The organism is Solibacillus sp. iso_87, from assembly GCF_056173085.1.
This window is the reverse complement of sequence record NZ_CM149656.1, coordinates 1,885,214-1,900,518: the sequence shown is the minus strand read 5'-3', so window position 1 is coordinate 1,900,518 and position 15,305 is coordinate 1,885,214. Positions and strand designations below refer to the sequence as shown.

At 38.1% G+C, this 15,305-nt stretch carries 17 protein-coding genes and 1 pseudogene; 8 read left to right on the top strand and 10 right to left on the bottom strand.

Going from position 1 to position 15,305, the window contains the following annotated elements:
• Positions 1 to 118: 118 nt before the first annotated feature.
• Positions 119 to 544 carry an acyl-CoA thioesterase gene (locus AC0VXV_RS09485; RefSeq protein WP_475531320.1) on the bottom strand — a complete coding sequence of 142 codons (426 nt, stop codon included), beginning with the start codon at positions 542 to 544 and terminating at the stop codon, positions 119 to 121.
• Between the two features lie 195 nt (positions 545 to 739).
• On the opposite strand from AC0VXV_RS09485, the gene AC0VXV_RS09480 reads away from it, so the two are divergent.
• The 3 genes from AC0VXV_RS09480 (at position 740) to AC0VXV_RS09470 (ending at position 2,294) form a co-directional block, all read left to right on the top strand.
• The gene (locus AC0VXV_RS09480) at positions 740 to 1,633 is read left to right on the top strand and encodes an AraC family transcriptional regulator (RefSeq protein ID WP_475531319.1); all 894 of its coding nucleotides are present in this window, start codon (positions 740 to 742) and stop codon (positions 1,631 to 1,633) included.
• Positions 1,634 to 1,848: 215 nt separating this feature from the next.
• Positions 1,849 to 2,022, top strand: a complete 174-nt coding sequence (locus tag AC0VXV_RS09475; RefSeq protein WP_475531318.1) for a hypothetical protein — start codon at positions 1,849 to 1,851, stop codon at positions 2,020 to 2,022.
• 116 nt (positions 2,023 to 2,138) lie between these two features.
• Positions 2,139 to 2,294, top strand: coding sequence for a uroporphyrinogen-III decarboxylase (locus AC0VXV_RS09470; protein ID WP_475531317.1), 156 nt, complete (start codon positions 2,139 to 2,141; stop codon positions 2,292 to 2,294).
• Positions 2,295 to 2,356: 62 nt separating this feature from the next.
• Here AC0VXV_RS09470 and AC0VXV_RS09465 read toward each other — a convergent pair whose 3' ends face one another.
• Complete coding sequence (locus AC0VXV_RS09465; protein ID WP_475531316.1) at positions 2,357 to 4,198, bottom strand: DNA ligase D; 1,842 nt, start codon at positions 4,196 to 4,198, stop codon at positions 2,357 to 2,359.
• Positions 4,199 to 4,301: 103 nt separating this feature from the next.
• On the opposite strand from AC0VXV_RS09465, the gene ku reads away from it, so the two are divergent.
• Entirely contained in the window at positions 4,302 to 5,126 is an 825-nt protein-coding gene (gene ku, locus AC0VXV_RS09460) for a non-homologous end joining protein Ku (protein ID WP_475531315.1), read from the top strand.
• 48 nt (positions 5,127 to 5,174) lie between these two features.
• Here the strand turns inward: ku and AC0VXV_RS09455 are convergent, their stop codons facing one another.
• Entirely contained in the window at positions 5,175 to 5,372 is a 198-nt protein-coding gene (locus AC0VXV_RS09455; protein ID WP_475531314.1) for a hypothetical protein, read from the bottom strand.
• 281 nt (positions 5,373 to 5,653) lie between these two features.
• Between AC0VXV_RS09455 and AC0VXV_RS09450 the strand changes: the two genes are divergently transcribed.
• The gene (locus tag AC0VXV_RS09450) at positions 5,654 to 6,895 is read left to right on the top strand and encodes an erythromycin esterase family protein (protein ID WP_475531313.1); all 1,242 of its coding nucleotides are present in this window, start codon (positions 5,654 to 5,656) and stop codon (positions 6,893 to 6,895) included.
• Between the two features lie 95 nt (positions 6,896 to 6,990).
• On the opposite strand, the pseudogene AC0VXV_RS09445 reads toward AC0VXV_RS09450, so the two are convergent.
• Positions 6,991 to 7,358: pseudogene (locus AC0VXV_RS09445) on the bottom strand (VOC family protein).
• 290 nt (positions 7,359 to 7,648) lie between these two features.
• On the opposite strand from AC0VXV_RS09445, the gene aac(6') reads away from it, so the two are divergent.
• Positions 7,649 to 7,987 (top strand): aminoglycoside 6'-N-acetyltransferase, encoded by a 339-nt coding sequence (gene aac(6'), locus AC0VXV_RS09440; protein WP_475531312.1) that lies wholly within the window; start codon positions 7,649 to 7,651, stop codon positions 7,985 to 7,987.
• Positions 7,988 to 8,002: 15 nt separating this feature from the next.
• Entirely contained in the window at positions 8,003 to 8,443 is a 441-nt protein-coding gene (locus tag AC0VXV_RS09435; protein WP_475531311.1) for a GNAT family N-acetyltransferase, read from the top strand.
• 59 nt (positions 8,444 to 8,502) lie between these two features.
• On the opposite strand, the gene AC0VXV_RS09430 is transcribed toward AC0VXV_RS09435, so the two are convergent.
• The 6 genes from AC0VXV_RS09430 to AC0VXV_RS09405 form a co-directional block, all read right to left on the bottom strand.
• Complete coding sequence (locus AC0VXV_RS09430; protein WP_475531310.1) at positions 8,503 to 9,012, bottom strand: YfiT family bacillithiol transferase; 510 nt, start codon at positions 9,010 to 9,012, stop codon at positions 8,503 to 8,505.
• A gap of 30 nt (positions 9,013 to 9,042) precedes the next feature.
• Positions 9,043 to 10,563 carry a succinate CoA transferase gene (locus AC0VXV_RS09425; protein WP_251688032.1) on the bottom strand — a complete coding sequence of 507 codons (1,521 nt, stop codon included), beginning with the start codon at positions 10,561 to 10,563 and terminating at the stop codon, positions 9,043 to 9,045.
• A 378-nt stretch (positions 10,564 to 10,941) separates the two neighbouring features.
• Entirely contained in the window at positions 10,942 to 11,481 is a 540-nt protein-coding gene (locus AC0VXV_RS09420) for an NADPH-dependent FMN reductase (RefSeq protein ID WP_475531309.1), read from the bottom strand.
• Positions 11,482 to 11,665: 184 nt separating this feature from the next.
• Entirely contained in the window at positions 11,666 to 11,977 is a 312-nt protein-coding gene (locus tag AC0VXV_RS09415) for an ArsR/SmtB family transcription factor (RefSeq protein ID WP_475531308.1), read from the bottom strand.
• A gap of 42 nt (positions 11,978 to 12,019) precedes the next feature.
• Positions 12,020 to 12,973 carry a cation diffusion facilitator family transporter gene (locus AC0VXV_RS09410; RefSeq protein ID WP_475531307.1) on the bottom strand — a complete coding sequence of 318 codons (954 nt, stop codon included), beginning with the start codon at positions 12,971 to 12,973 and terminating at the stop codon, positions 12,020 to 12,022.
• A gap of 181 nt (positions 12,974 to 13,154) precedes the next feature.
• Positions 13,155 to 13,700 (bottom strand): TetR/AcrR family transcriptional regulator, encoded by a 546-nt coding sequence (locus AC0VXV_RS09405; RefSeq protein WP_475531306.1) that lies wholly within the window; start codon positions 13,698 to 13,700, stop codon positions 13,155 to 13,157.
• Between the two features lie 159 nt (positions 13,701 to 13,859).
• On the opposite strand from AC0VXV_RS09405, the gene AC0VXV_RS09400 reads away from it, so the two are divergent.
• Entirely contained in the window at positions 13,860 to 15,260 is a 1,401-nt protein-coding gene (locus AC0VXV_RS09400; protein ID WP_475531305.1) for a DHA2 family efflux MFS transporter permease subunit, read from the top strand.
• Positions 15,261 to 15,305: the final 45 nt, after the last annotated feature.

Here is a 15,305-nt window from a genome sequence, read left to right as displayed (position 1 = left end):
ACACACCTCCCTCATAGTTTTTTATATACAGTTCCGTTTGGTCGTATATGATTATAACAATATTCGTCTGTTCGTTAAAGAAAAAATGCCCTGTTATCAATTTAACAGGACATGTCGATTAACTTTGAATTTTCGCAACTTCCGCATATTTGGTATCCCATGCCGCATCAATCTTTTTCAAAGCGACCGGACGGAAGTTTTCCTTTTTCACTAAAATATGTTGAGACTTCGCCGTTACTGCAACGGTACCGTCTTCATGCAGAATTTCATAGCCGTATGTAGTGCGCAGCTTCGTATGTTCCTCAATCCATGTGCGAACCGTAGCCGTTTGTCCATAGCGCATCGCCGCTTTATATTGAATCGAAAAATCCATAACAGGCGATAAATAGCCGTCTTCTTCAAGCTTTGCATAGTTAAATCCTAAATCCTTCACAATTTGCGTACGCCCGATTTCGCACCAAATGATGTAATTGGCATGATATACGACACCCATCTGATCTGTCTCGGCATAGCGTACTTCTACTGTTGTTTCTGAAATATACATTCTCTTCACCTCTAGAGGTATTATAGCGCTAAAGTGAATGAGTTGTAAGGATAATGAATCGATATTCTCTTTTAAAAAAATTAGATTTTCGTTTTCATTTAATTTCGAAATACCGCAATTTTGGAACAGTTTTCCACCAACGCTTTGGTATACTGATTTTACTGTACGAATCACTTTACAGCTGGGGGAATTTAAATGGACACAAGAGATACTTTACAGATGATTTTAGAGTTTATTGACGAGAATATTACGGAGAATATTAGTCCGGATATTTTGGCTGCACAAGCCGGCTATTCAACTTGGCATTTCAGCCGAGTATTCCAATGGGGTACAGGATATTCGGTGATGAACTATGTTCGGAACCGCCGACTTGCGTTTGCCGCACATGAACTTTCTTCGGACAAGCGGATTCTCGATATTTCAATAGAATATGGGTTTGAAACTCACTCTGGATTCAGTAAAGCTTTTCGGCGTTATTACGGCTGTTCACCCGGAACTTACCGTTTACATGCGCACAGTAATCGTCCGTTTCCGCCAAGCCTTTCCTGCACGTACAAATACTTTATCGGAGGAATTGTTATGGAACCTAAATTTGTTACACTACCTGCTATTAAACTTGCGGGCTATGCTATTAAAACGACTTCAACGGGCGGTGAGAACTCTACCGCAATCCCGGCTTTTTGGGACGACTATATGAGTGGCGGAAGAATGGAAAAGCTTCATTCGGAAAACTTTATTAAAAAGCACGATGAATACGGGGTATGCTTCCCGGAAGACCCGACAACCGGAGAATTTGAGTATGTAATCGGCGTCGAACCTAAAGACGGTGCTAAAATTGCTGGCGAATACCATGTTAGTGAAGTACCTCCCGCAACTTACGCAGTCTTTTCAACACCACCTTCTGATGCCACAAACTTTGTAGCTGCTATTCAAGGAACATGGAATTATATTTTTAATGAATGGTTCCTTAAGTCTGGTTACGAGTACGCACCGGGTTGTAACGATTTTGAATTGTACGATGACCGTTGTATGCTTGATGAAGGGAAAGTTTGTGATATTTATATTCCGGTTGTTAAGACACAAAAATAAAGTTTTGAAGCAGTAATAATTTGTAGTTAAGAAACATATATTAAAATAAGTGGTCATTTTATGGACTTGAGTGGTCGCTCAGGTCTTTTTTTATATGTTTGTGGATTTGATTTGTTACTTAAGACCTTTTTATAGCATGAATCTATCTGAAATAGTTTAAAGCTATTATTATTTTGGGAATAACAAAACTAGAAACTTAAAAAGGGGTAATTATCATGAACATTAAAAAATTATTAGGTGTGCCATATGCAAATTTAAAAACAGCCAAAGTGTTTGTTAAACCAGGGCAAGTAGTCGTTACATATAATAAGAATACATACTTTATTGTAAAAAAGGACGTATTTACTAATATTCTTCATCCATTAAACTATAATGCAATTAATTCTTGAGAGATAATTATATCTCTCTTTTTTATTTGTCTCCTCCGGTTTACCAATAACATACAGCATGGATAAATATAAATTAACTTTTCATACTAAAGCTAGAATGGAAAGGATGTGCTTTTGTGAAAGAAACGAAATTTGCGGAACTGGATATGAATAAACTCGAAGCCATTAAACAATTGGAACAAAAATTAAATGTCACGCTGATTGCATATGAGCTATCCCCTCCTCATCAAGCCCATCATGAGGACGCTCCAATAGTGATCAATCCTTCTTAACAGGTAAAAGCCTTCGCATAATTTGCGAAAGGCTTTTTTTAGTTGACTCCTTACGCTGCTAACTACATTTGCTTCCCCTTTATTTGATCAAGAACAGTTCGGAATGGCTGCCGTCCACCCGCTTGCCTAAAATCTCTAAAAGGATTGCCTATGCTATTTAAACGCGCCATTACATTTTGTATCGTGAAAAGATCGGGCGTTAGTTTTTCGTTTACTTCTTCCCATAATAACGGTGTGGCGATCAATCCTTTATTATTGCCGCGTGCTGAATATGGGGCTACAATCGTTTTCCCTTCCCTATGCTGGACATAATCCAAATAGAGCCTTTTTCCTCTGTTTTTCTTCATCCGCTCGATTGTGAACGAATCAGGATATTGCTGTGCAAGGAATCGGCATATAAACTCCGTAAATACACCCGATTCCTCATAGGAGAACGTGTGGTGCGGCAACGGGATATAAATTTGCATACCTTTTCCGCCTGACGTTTTAACAAAGCTTGTCAGTTCAAAATAATCCATTATCGTTTTGAACTTTAATGCGGCATCTACCGCCAGTCCAAAGTCATCAACGGATGGTGGATCCAAATCAAATACAATTTCTGTCGGCTCTTCTGAAGTGACTGGCTGAAACGGAATATGAAATTCCAAAGCAAGCTGATTGCCCAACCATAAAAGGGATTCAACATTATTACACAAAATAAAATGGGTGTCGTCTACTAACTGTGTCGTCATAAAATCCGGCAAATTCTCGGTATAGTTTTTCTGGTAAAAGCTTTCTCCTGGAACACCGTGCGGATAACGGATGACCGTCAATAACCGGTCCTGCAGAAAAGGCAGCATCATGGGTGCAACCGTCTGCAAATAATACAAATAATCATCCTTCGTAATATTACTTGCAGGAAAAACCGGTTTATCCGGACTTGTGACTGTTACATTTTCCGGAATCGGGTTTAATTGTCTATGCATTTGCTGCCAGTTACAATCTGATACTTCCAAATGATGCTGGAAAGAATGAAAGCGCGGTTCTCTCAATTTACTGCCGTCAAAATCAATACAGGCAACGGTTACGCAAATTGAAGGAGGAATTTCAAATATACTTTTCGCCACCAGTGTTCCATTTGTTTTAAAAAAGGCGATTAATGTCTTACTATCTTCTTCAGATAAACCATGTTTAAACGACACAATCTCCATAAGCGTATCTTCTTTATATATTGCACCATTTAAGAAACCGTTTGACTGATCAAATTTTGTAAGAATAACATTTACGTGCTTCCAGTTTTTTATTTTCAGCCAGCTTCTCGTTCTAGTATCTTCCAACCATTTGCTGTAGTGCTTTTTTGCGATAATTCCTTCCCCATTATGGGCCTTTACTTTTTGCCAAAGTAAATGCGGATCTTCAAATACATCAATCATTTGGAGTCTTCTTGAATCAGTATATTGGACCGTTCCAGGTAAATTGAGACGTCTAAAAAAGTCGGATAGTAATTGTTTTCTTGTTGTTAACCGGCTATTTCCCTTATCTTTCCCTTTTAGTTTCAGTAAATCAAACACAATATAATGACAGGGAAATGTATCTGCATTTGATTCAATATTTTTTAGGTTCGTCATTTTTCCCCGCTTTTGCACAAACGAGAACTTACTTTGAAAATTGTTTATCAAAGAAACAACTTCCCCGTCAAAAGTAAGCGGTAAATAAGCTTTGATTTTGTCATAAATACTCTCACAGTAACGGATAATTTCAGGGAATTTTTCATTTAAAACGTTACCATTTCGGCTTTTCAGTATAGGTGATTGATTCCCTTTTTCCCAAATTAAAACAGAACGATAACCGTCATATTTAGTTTCGTATAACCAATCATCACCTAACGGAATTTCCGGTGCATCGGTTAATAACATTGGTTTCACATAAAGGCCAACTTTCTTTTTTCTATTTATCCTTTGTTTTTTTTTGAAGACGATACATAAATTAAATTTTTAGTCCCATAGTAAGGAAAAATGAGGTGACAACATGCATACTGTCTGGAAAGGTAGTATTAGTTTTGGCTTAGTAAATATTCCGGTAAAACTTCATGCTGCAACTGAAAATAAAGACGTTAAACTTCGACAGCTCCATAAGGAATGTCATACACCAATCAGCTACAAAAAGGTGTGTGAAGGTTGTCAGGCAGAGGTAAAAGATGAAGATATCGTAAAGGCGTACGAGTATACAAAGAACAAATTCGTTGTTTTGGATGAAGAGGACCTGGAAAATTTGCGCAAAGAAAATGAAGATAAATCTGTAGAAATTATAGATTTTGTGAAGCTGGAAGAAATCGACCCGATCTATTTTGAAAAAACGTACTATTTATCCCCTGACAATACGGGTGCAAAAGCATATGTCCTATTACGAAAAACGTTGGAGGAATCTGGTAAAATCGGTGTGGCTAAAATTACGATTCGATCGAAAGAGCAATTGGCTATTGTCCGTGTTTATAAAAACACATTAGTGATGGAAATCATTCATTTCCCTGATGAAGTACGAAATGTCGGGGACGTACCGAATATACCGAGTGTTGAAGCAGTCGTGCAAAAGGAACTTGATACGGCCCTTATGCTTGTTGAACAGTTGACAACCGAATTCGATCCGACCAAATACACGGATGATTACCGGACAGCGCTTATGCAGCTGATCGAGGAAAAGAAAGCGGAAAGTACCGTTGTTTCAAACGAAAAACAACCGTTGCCTGATAATGTGACCGATTTAATGTCCGCATTGCAAGCATCCCTTGATAAGACGAAGAAACCGAAAACGAGAAAAAGAACTACAACTACAAGAACAAAGAAAAATGCATAATTCAAAGCCCATTTCAAACGAAGAAATGGGCTTTAAATGCATTCAAGGTTATTTTACAGCCGCCGTTACCAATAACTCTTCAATAGCCTTCTCGATATCAAGGAATGAATCATCCGGTTCAAAACGCTGGATGACGCGGCCACTGCCGTCTACTAGGAACTTCGTGAAATTCCAGCGAATATTGCGGCCGATTAAGTAATCCGGATAGTTTGTTTGAATTGTATTGCATAAATGATTTTGCTGCATTGTCCAAAATTACTATCCTGAAGTTAAAGATTGAGATTGTCTACTTTATGTAAAAATGGGCAAAATTAAAGGCGCATCAGATTCACGAGGAATCATGCGCCAAATCATTCGATGGCTAACCGACCATCGATAATAGTATCACCACATAAATTTACTTTTATACACAATAATTAAAAAATAAATTGTTTTTTATATTTGGTTCCAGAGTAAATTACACGCATCAGGGTATTCATATGAGTAGCACGGGAAAGATAACGTTGTATGAAAGGAGCGAATAAAACATGCCAAGAAAACTGGTAACTGCAATAAAAGAGCATGCACTTCCCTTTAATGAACAAAGCTTAAATAAAATTGTCGAGTCGATTGGAAATGCCAAAATTGTGTTAATCGGCGAAGCTTCGCATGGTACATCGGAGTTTTATACAGTCCGCGCCGAGTTAACGAAATTGCTGATCAATCAAAAAGGATTCAATATTATCGCGGTAGAAGGAGACTGGCCGTCTGCACAGGCAGTGAACCGCTACGTAAAAGGTTATGAAGAGGATAATGCAAATGCTGCTGCAATTTTGAAGGAATCTTTTAATCGTTGGCCACAATGGATGTGGGCAAATGAAGAAATAGAACAATTTGTAGAGTGGCTAAAGGATAAAAATAATACTTTGAGCACTAAAGTCGGGTTTTATGGCATTGATTTATACAGTCTCTTTGAATCGATGGATGAAGTGATGCTCTTTTTATCCGAAAACCCTAAGTACAAAGCAGATTTTGAACATGCAAAGAAAGCATTTTCCTGCTTTGAGCCTTACAACAGAATGCCTGAGCACTATGCCCTATCCACTGCTCAATTTACGGATGAATGTGTCCGTGAAGTAACGGATTTGCTGAAGTCATTACGAAATAATAAGGAACAGTACTCCAACAAACATGAAGAAGATTTAAATATTATGATGAATGCGCTTGTCGCCAAGAACGCCGAAACATATTACCGGGAAATGATGCAGGACGCCATCTCCTGGAATACGCGTGATTCGCATATGGTTGAAGCGATCAACGAATTATTAAAGTACCACGGTGAAGATGCCAAAATCATTATTTGGGAACATAATACACATATCGGGGATGCTTCCGCTACAAGTATGAAAGACGAACAAATGATTAACGTCGGTCAACTTATCCGTGAACAGTATGGAAAAGACAATACTTATGCCATCGGATTCGGAACATATGAAGGAATGGTCATCGCTGCTGACAGCTGGGGAGATCCTCTCCAAGTAATCCCAGTCCCCTCTTCCAAACTTAACACATGGGAAGGACAGCTCCATGCAGCTGGCGCGCAAGATAAAGTATTGATTTTCACTGATGAAAATCGGGAATTGTTCAATGACCGGATTGGGCATCGAGCAATTGGTGTCGTCTATCACCCTGAATATGAAGCATACGGGAATTATGTTCCATCCAACGTCGGTTCAAGATATGATGCCTTTATTTACATTGAACAGACAAAAGCATTAAAGCCATTATAAAGTAAGCCTACGTTTATCGTATGGCTTGCTTTTTTTAGGATCAAATTCTAATAAGGTTTTCTTCTTATCTATCTAACTTATTGCATAATTTAAAGTCACCAGTGAACTTGAAGTTTATTACCATTTGGATCATAAAAGTGGAAAAAGGCATGACCATTATCTTCTTTTATTTCCTCTACCTTAACTTGATGTTCAATTAAGTGTTGATGAAATTTGGTTAGTTCAGGACTGGTAAAGCCAATGCTGAATTCTTGTCTATTATCAATTGTAAAATGTGAAAATGTTTCATCACCAGTAGGAACTAAAGTCAGTAAGAACGGCTCTTCATTTTTATAATTGCTCTTTCCTGAGTATTGTCTAGTAATTGGAACCCTAATACATCTCTATACCATTGTCCAGACAAATCCAAATGTTTTACAGTAATTCGAATATAATGTACTTGTTCAATAAATGATTTACTCAAAGCAAGTTCTCCCCTTTATTTTATCGGCTACATAAAAGATTTCCCTTTCTATATGCATTTCCCCTTCCGATTATTGAATTAACTACTCCATTAACTTAACAATAAACTTTTGACTATTCGGTATATAACCACTATCTCCTTCCGTTTTATTCTATAATAGTAAACATACTAATCTTTATAAAATAGGAGGAACATATGATTAACGAAGCGGCACTAAACCAAGCATCCCAGCAGCTCAACTTGCTTTACTCCTTTGGCCAGGCAATGATTTACATGAATTCGTACAGAACATGGAAGACGTTATTACAAATCCGAACAGTACCGTTTTCTTAGCATTTGATGATGAACAGCCGATTGGATTTGCACAATGTCAGCTCCGTTTCGATTATGTCGAAGGAACACATTCCAGTCCGGTTGGTTATTTGGAAGGCTTGTATGTTGAAGAGCCCTTCCGAAGACAGCATTTCGCACAACATTTAGTGAAGGCGTGTGAAAAGTGGGCTAAAACAAAAGGATGTCAGGAGTTTGCAAGCGACTGTGAATTGTCTAATATAGATAGTTTAAACGTTCATCTTAAACTAGGCTTTACAGAAGCAAATCGCATTATATGCTTTACAAAGAATCTATAAAGGGAGCGGTTGATTGTGGAGTTTAAAAGAATGGAAGCAACTGATTTAGCAACATGCACAGCAACATTTATCAAAGTATTTAATGCAGAGCCATGGAATGACAACTGGAACTATGAAAGTGCACACCAGTATTTATCCGATTACTACAATACCCCGAACTTTCTAGGCGTAGTCGCTATAGAAAATGGTGAACTGCTTGGCTTTATAATGGGGATACAGCGGAAATGGTATAGTGGCGATGAATATTTTATCCATGAAATGTGCGTCGATCAGACATTGCAAAATAAAGGTATTGGTAAAGCGATGCTGAACTATTTAGAAATCCAGCTGAAAGATAAATCCGTAGAATCGATGACACTGCTCACAAACCGAAATATACCGGCAGAACAGTTTTATAAAAATAATGGCTTTGAAGAAATTGAACGCCTCGTCTTTTTATACAAGGAGATAAAATAGTACGTTCCATTAAAAAATTGGCTTACCTATTCGGGTAAGCCAATTCGATAAAAATCAGATTAATTTGATAGCGCAATTTTAATATGAGCGAAATGATGCTCCTCATGCCATGCCAATTTTGCTACTTTTGCAGCAATTGTGACAGGCCCGTTTGTTTCATGGGTAAATTTCCGCTTTAGCTGGTCTACAGATAAATGTTGACCTAACGAAACGATACGTTCGTTAATTCCTTCAAGCATTTTAATCGAGCTTTCTACAGGTAAGTCATTATCTGGCAGAACAGCCCACTTCTCTTCATTAAACCCCGGTACTGTCGGATTGTCGTCCGTTAGCGCCAGCTTCAGTCGCTGATACATGTTCAGCTGTGAATCGGCAATATGATGAACGAGCTGACGAACTGTCCACGCACCTTCACGGTATGTTTTATTTAACTGTTCTTCATTTAATGAATCGACAACTTCTCTTAAACGTGTCGTAAACGATTCCGTTTGTTGTAACCATTCCTTTACATTGTCAAGTGTCACCTGTTCAGGTACTTGCAATGTACCGATTGGAAATCTTACGTCCATGTTAAAACGCCACCTTTATTTGTTTACTTATTAGTGTTTGATTTTGTCGTCTTCAAATAACATTGTCCCATTCTCTTTTAGATTGTTGTGGAATGAGAATGCTTTTTCGAGGATATGCGGTGTTTGGCCGCCTACTTTCTCTTTTGCCTCTTCGAAATAAGCACGTAATTGTTCTTTATATTTCGGGTGTGCAATTTCAATCAATTTCTCTGCACGCTTCACTGGCGGAAGACCACGAAGATCTGCATAGCCTTGCTCCGTGACGATTACATCTACATCGTGTTCTGTATGGTCGATATGTGAAACGAACGGAACGATTGTTGAGATAGCCCCGTTTTTCGCTAATGAAGATGTTACGAAAATTGTAATGCGCGCATTTCGGGCAAAGTCCCCGGAACCGCCAATACCGTTCATAATTTTCGTGCCGTTTACATGCGTTGAATTGACATTACCGTAAATGTCTACTTCAATTGCTGTGTTAAACGAAATAACGCCTAAGCGACGAATGACTTCCGGGTTATTCGAAATTTCCTGTGGGCGGAACATGATTTTATCCTTGTACTTTTCTAAGTCTTCCGCTAGTGAGTCCACACGCTTTTTAGAAAGTGAGAATGCCGTACCTGCAGCGAATTTAACAATACCCGCATCGATCAGGTCAAACACGCCATCTTGCAGTACTTCAGAGAATACTTCAAGATCTTTAAATTGAGATTTTTGCATCCCGTTTAATACGGCATTTGCTACCGATCCAACGCCTGATTGAAGCGGTGCTAAAGATTCTGGTAAATTCCCCACTTCCACTTCATTTGCCAGGAATGCTAATAAATTATCGGCAATCTTCTGTGTTTCTTCGTTTGGTTCGAATAAAGGAGAAGGAATATCCGGCTGTTCCGATAAAACAATGCCCTTTACTTTTGCAGGATCTACTTTAATTCCTATTTCACCTATGCGATCCCCTGTATTATAGATAGGAATCTCTTTACGCTCACCTTGTGCTTTCTGAACATAAATATCATGGAGCCCTTCATATGCTTTTGGGGCTGTTGTATTAATTTCGATAATGACATTTTCAGCCTTTTCTACAAAGATCGGTGAGTTCCCAACTGAACCTGTTGGAATGACTAGACCGTCTTCTGTAATTGCTGCTGCTTCAATGATTGCATAGTCAATTTTGCCAAGTGAACCTTTACGAACTTCTTCCGCTGTATGTGATAAATGCTGATCAATATAGAAAATTTCTCCGTTATTGATTTTACCGCGCATAATCGCATTTCCTTGATAAGGCACACGTAAGTTGATAATTCCTGCTTCTGCCATTGATTGGTCAGCAGTTGGCCCTAATGATGCACCTGTATAAAGGTTTACTTTGAAATTTTCTTGCTCTCCTCGTTTAGAAAGTGCAAGCGGAAATTCTTTTGGCTCTCCGAAAAGCGTAAAACCACTCATACCCAGATTCATGCCGTCTTCAATCCAAGACGCGGCTTCCTCCGCTGATACAACTTTGTTTAAAAACGCTTCATTTCTGATGAATTGACTTAAATCTTTTCCCATTAACAATCACCCCAAAATAGTATTTTTAGTTCGTTGTTACGATGAATTTCTGTAAATCCATATAGCTAATTAAAAAATCCGTTACAGCTTATTTTTTAATCGCCTTATCTACATTGTAATGAGAGATTCGTCTTTCGTCCATTAGATACTTTCTATAATTTTGATAGAAAAAAACTATAGTAAATAAAAAAGCGGATTTAGGGAGTTTTCTTTCACTTAAAAACCTGCTTTTTCGCAACATTAATCTATTGACAAATGGCTACTTTTTTACCTTGCACACTTTGTCTTACACTCTACGTTCCTATTTTAGCGGTAACATTTTCATATAAACTCATCTCATAAAAAACACCTCTTCTTTAAAAAGAGGTGCAAACAATACTAAAACTGTTTCATCCATTCCAGGAAGTTTGCAATGACACCATCTAAAAATGTGATTGTCGCTTCGTCTGTTATTTTTCCTTGCGCATCAATTTTTTCATGAACAGCCCCAATATATACTTCATTACCAGGTAAAACCGGAGAATTTAGACCGATTGCAAATAAAATATCGCGTAAATGCATTTGGGCTTTGACAGAACCTAATATTCCCATTGATGACCCCATTATTATAGATGGTTTGCCGTTCATTACCTTGTCCACTCGGCTTAGCCAGTCGATCGCATTTCCTAAAACACCGGGTATTGTGGAGTTGTATTCAGGTGTTATCCAAAGCACTGCATCTGCTTCTTTTACTTTTGCCTTAAAGTGACGTACCGCTTCGGGAGCTTCCATTTCGATATCCTGGTTGTACATTGGTAGAGGTGCCAAATCCAGAATTTCCAAATCAAATTTATCAGCATAACGACCCTGAATATATTTTGCGATTTTTAGATTGTATGATTCTTTACGAATACTTCCTACAATTGCTACAACTTTCATATAGAAAAAACCTCCATTATTTTAGAATTAATCGATAAATACCTTGCTGCTTTAAATGGGTAATGAGTTTAGTGTGCGACTTCCGTTTATAGATATACCCAACATCCTAAAGTGACGAAACCAATGAAAAAAACGTAAAAGTTTATGAAATCAAACTTTTACGTGATGCTGGTATTTTATTTAATTAATGATGGGCATGATCAATTGCCTGATGAAGCAAGTTGATAACATGGTCATCTGCGCTTGTATAGTACAATGTCGTTCCTTCACGCCTGAACTTTACTAAACGCAAGTTCTTCAAAAATCGCAATTGGTGGGAAACCGCGGACTGATTTAAATCGAGCTTTTCCGCAATGTCATTTACCGAATGTTCTTCACAGCATAACATGTTTAAAATACGGATTCGTGTCGGATCGCTTAACGCCTTGAACGTTTGCGAAACAACAAACAATGTTTCTTCATCCAATTCATGTTGGGTTCTTTTTTTCATTGTCATACGATTAAGCACTCTTTTCTCCTATACGCCAGGCGTAATTAATTAATGATGATGGTGATGATGCTGATGGCTTATATCTTGTTTTGCAGTACAATAAACCGAACGATCATGCAGATGAGTATTTGTCTCTACTTGAATCGTTACATGATGGATATTTTGATGAAGCAAGTCATGTTCTACTTTATCTAAAAGTTGCTCGCTTTCTTTAATCGTCAAGTCATCGTTTACAACAACGTGGCAAGACAAGGCATTTAATCCGCTCGTAATCGTCCAAATATGCAGGTCATGAAGCGCTGTTATTTCATCATACTTTTCAATCGTTTCAATGATTTCATCGACAGTTACATCCTGAGGTGTGCCTTCCATTAAGATATGCAATGAAGCTTTCGTTAAATGATATCCGCTACGAAGCACAAGTGCAGCTACAAAAACGCTGGCTAATGGATCCGCCCATCCCCAATCAAAGAACAGAATAAGTAAAGCAGCAACAATGGCACCAATTGAACCGATCATATCGCTGATTACGTGTAGATACGCGCCTCTCATATTTAAATTATCTTTCGTATCTGCACCGCGCATCATAATCCAAGCCACTAAAATATTTACCGCCAATCCGATACTGCTGATGATAAGCATTCCGGTTGAAGCAACTTCAGGAGGATTCATAAAACGTCCAATTGCTTCGTAAAAAATAAACAGCGCGATGATGATTAATGTCAGGCCATTCAGTGTGGCGGCTAATATTTCAATACGTTTGTAGCCGAATGTTTTACTGGCATTTGCTACTTTTTGCGCAAATATAATGGCCATTAATGCAATTCCAAGTGAAACGGCGTCGCTTAACATATGCCCTGCGTCAGACAGCAGTGCAAGACTGTTCGTCAGCACCCCGCCAATCGCTTCGACAATCATAAAACCGGTAATAATTAAAAAGGATATAAAAAGAACTTTCTTGTTCGTACTATGTGAATGATGGTGATGATGGTGCTCTCCCATTTATAACGCCCCCATTTATCTTTTATATATGAACATATACTCATATATTAACATATTATGATTTATGATAATTGTCAATTGTATATGCCCATATATGGTGACCCTCTCTCAGAAAAGTCATTTTAACGGAACAGGTTATACCGAAAATCAGCAATTAGTTTAGTTGCGAGGAGCAGCTAAACTATGTTCTGTACATGAGATGAATCTGATCTGCAATAAATGCCGCAGTAAAATGCCCGCCTTCTTTTAACCACCAAGAAATGACGCCAACAATGGAAGCTGCTTTTATATGGCTGTCAACAAGAGAATTCGTTGTAACACGGCCAATGTTCAGCCTTCTTGTATCAATTAATTGCTTCATTAATTGAAATAGCACTTTCTCAAATTGTTCAAACTGGAAAAGCAATCGTAAAGCGTTTTTTTGTGAGGTCAAATAATTGAGCAGCTCAACTAAATGTTCCTTTTCATTTAACAAATGGATATGGTTTAAATCCGTTATTTTTTCTGTTACTTCATTGAAAATTTCCTTTGTTAAATCATCCAGCAAATGATTAATATCTTCATAATGCAAATAAAACGTTGTCCGATTTAACGTTGCATGATTGGTTACTTTTTGTACAGACAACTGATTAAGCATTATTCCTTCTTCCAAAAGTTCAAATACCGCTCTCTTCAGCATTTCCTTCGTCCGGATTGTACGTGGATCCGTTTTCTTCATTTTTATCATTCCTGTCTATTAAATGCTAGTATATCTACATATTTTACAGATGTGTCGATTAGTCTACAGTTCGTGTTTTATTGTTTATAGTCAAATACTTGTTTTACTTGTTATGATACTTATTAGACAAATTGTCTATAAAGTTATCGTAGCGTAAGGGGTTTTAAAATGCAAAATGAATTATCGGAACAAACAAGAAAAATACTGCTGATTGTCATGATCGCAGGCTGTTTCTTCTCCACTTTAAATCAGACATTACTCAATGTGGCTTTAAGTGACTTAATGAACACCTTTTCAGTATCGCCTACTACAATCCAATGGTTGGCAACCGGATTTATGCTCGTAAACGGAATTTTGGTTCCAATCACTGCTTTTTTAATGAAGCGCTTCTCAACACGCCAACTATTTATTAGTGCGATGCTCTTTTTATTGGTCGGTTCTGTTGTCGCAGCATGTGCTTTGAACTTTGGCATGCTTTTAACAGGACGTATGATTCAGGCTGTTGGGGCAGGTATTATTCTGCCATTAATGATGACCGTAATCGTCTACTTGTTCCCTGAAGAAAGAAGGGGCGCGATTATGGGAAAAGTGGGATTTGCAATTATATTCGCACCTGCCATCGCCCCGACGCTGGCCGGATTTATTATTGATTATTTAACATGGCGCTGGCTGTTTATCAGTTTAATTCCTTTCATCGTTATTATTATTGGTTTAGCGTATAAATACTTGATGAATGTAAATGAAGGCGCGAAATCAAAAATCGACTTAATCAGCTTACTTTACTCAACGTTCGGCTTTGGTTTCTTGTTGTTCGGCTTTAGTAGTGCCGGAAGTCGTGGATGGGATGATGGAGTTATTTTAACAACGATTGGTGCCGGATTGATCATTATCTTTCTGTTTTGCCAACGTCAACTGTCTACACAGGATCCTTTACTGAATTTATCGGTATTTCGTTTTAAAATGTATTCCATGACGACAATTGTCAATGTCGCAATAACAATCATTATGTATGCAGACCTGATTTTACTGCCGATGTATTTACAGGATGGGCGAGGATTTTCTGCATTGGATGCAGGGTTGCTGCTGCTTCCCGGTGCGATTATTAATGCACTATTGTCGCCGCTTACAGGAAAACTATTTGATAAGTACGGTGCGAAACTATTATTTATATTCGGGTTATTGTTAATTGCTCTTTCGATGTGGCTTGTCATTGACCTTTCTTCTACCACTTCATATGTATACATCCTTGTACGTACCATTATTTTGCGGATCGGCTTAGCGTTCATTACAATGCCTCTAAATACGGCTGCGCTTAATGCGATTCCGAGAGAATTGGCATCACACGGGTCTGCTGTGAATAATACAATCCGTCAACTCGCAGGGGCAATCGGAACAGCTGTTATCGTAACAGTGTATTCACTACAGTTAATCGACTCTTCGGTACTGGCAAATGAAAGTTATGCAAATGCGGCAAGCTCGACGTATTTCTATATGTTCATATTAGCGATCATTGCCTTTATCATCGTACTTTTCGTTCCAAAACATAATCGGAAAATACCAACTCAATAAGCAAACTAAAAAACTGGTGAACCTCCGCAATTGAGATTCACCAGT

Bases quoted from the DNA above. Each gene is read 5' to 3' on its own strand.
- AC0VXV_RS09485 (WP_475531320.1), bottom strand. From the start codon at position 544: ATGTATATTTCAGAAACAACAGTAGAAGTACGCTATGCCGAGACAGAT.
- AC0VXV_RS09480 (WP_475531319.1), top strand. From the start codon at position 740: ATGGACACAAGAGATACTTTACAGATGATTTTAGAGTTTATTGACGAG.
- AC0VXV_RS09475 (WP_475531318.1), top strand. From the start codon at position 1,849: ATGAACATTAAAAAATTATTAGGTGTGCCATATGCAAATTTAAAAACA.
- ku (WP_475531315.1), top strand. From the start codon at position 4,302: ATGCATACTGTCTGGAAAGGTAGTATTAGTTTTGGCTTAGTAAATATT.
- AC0VXV_RS09455 (WP_475531314.1), bottom strand. From the start codon at position 5,372: ATGCAGCAAAATCATTTATGCAATACAATTCAAACAAACTATCCGGAT.
- AC0VXV_RS09450 (WP_475531313.1), top strand. From the start codon at position 5,654: ATGCCAAGAAAACTGGTAACTGCAATAAAAGAGCATGCACTTCCCTTT.
- AC0VXV_RS09430 (WP_475531310.1), bottom strand. From the start codon at position 9,012: ATGGACGTAAGATTTCCAATCGGTACATTGCAAGTACCTGAACAGGTG.
- AC0VXV_RS09425 (WP_251688032.1), bottom strand. From the start codon at position 10,563: ATGGGAAAAGATTTAAGTCAATTCATCAGAAATGAAGCGTTTTTAAAC.
- AC0VXV_RS09420 (WP_475531309.1), bottom strand. From the start codon at position 11,481: ATGAAAGTTGTAGCAATTGTAGGAAGTATTCGTAAAGAATCATACAAT.
- AC0VXV_RS09415 (WP_475531308.1), bottom strand. From the start codon at position 11,977: ATGACAATGAAAAAAAGAACCCAACATGAATTGGATGAAGAAACATTG.
- AC0VXV_RS09410 (WP_475531307.1), bottom strand. From the start codon at position 12,973: ATGGGAGAGCACCATCATCACCATCATTCACATAGTACGAACAAGAAA.
- AC0VXV_RS09405 (WP_475531306.1), bottom strand. From the start codon at position 13,700: ATGATAAAAATGAAGAAAACGGATCCACGTACAATCCGGACGAAGGAA.
- AC0VXV_RS09400 (WP_475531305.1), top strand. From the start codon at position 13,860: ATGCAAAATGAATTATCGGAACAAACAAGAAAAATACTGCTGATTGTC.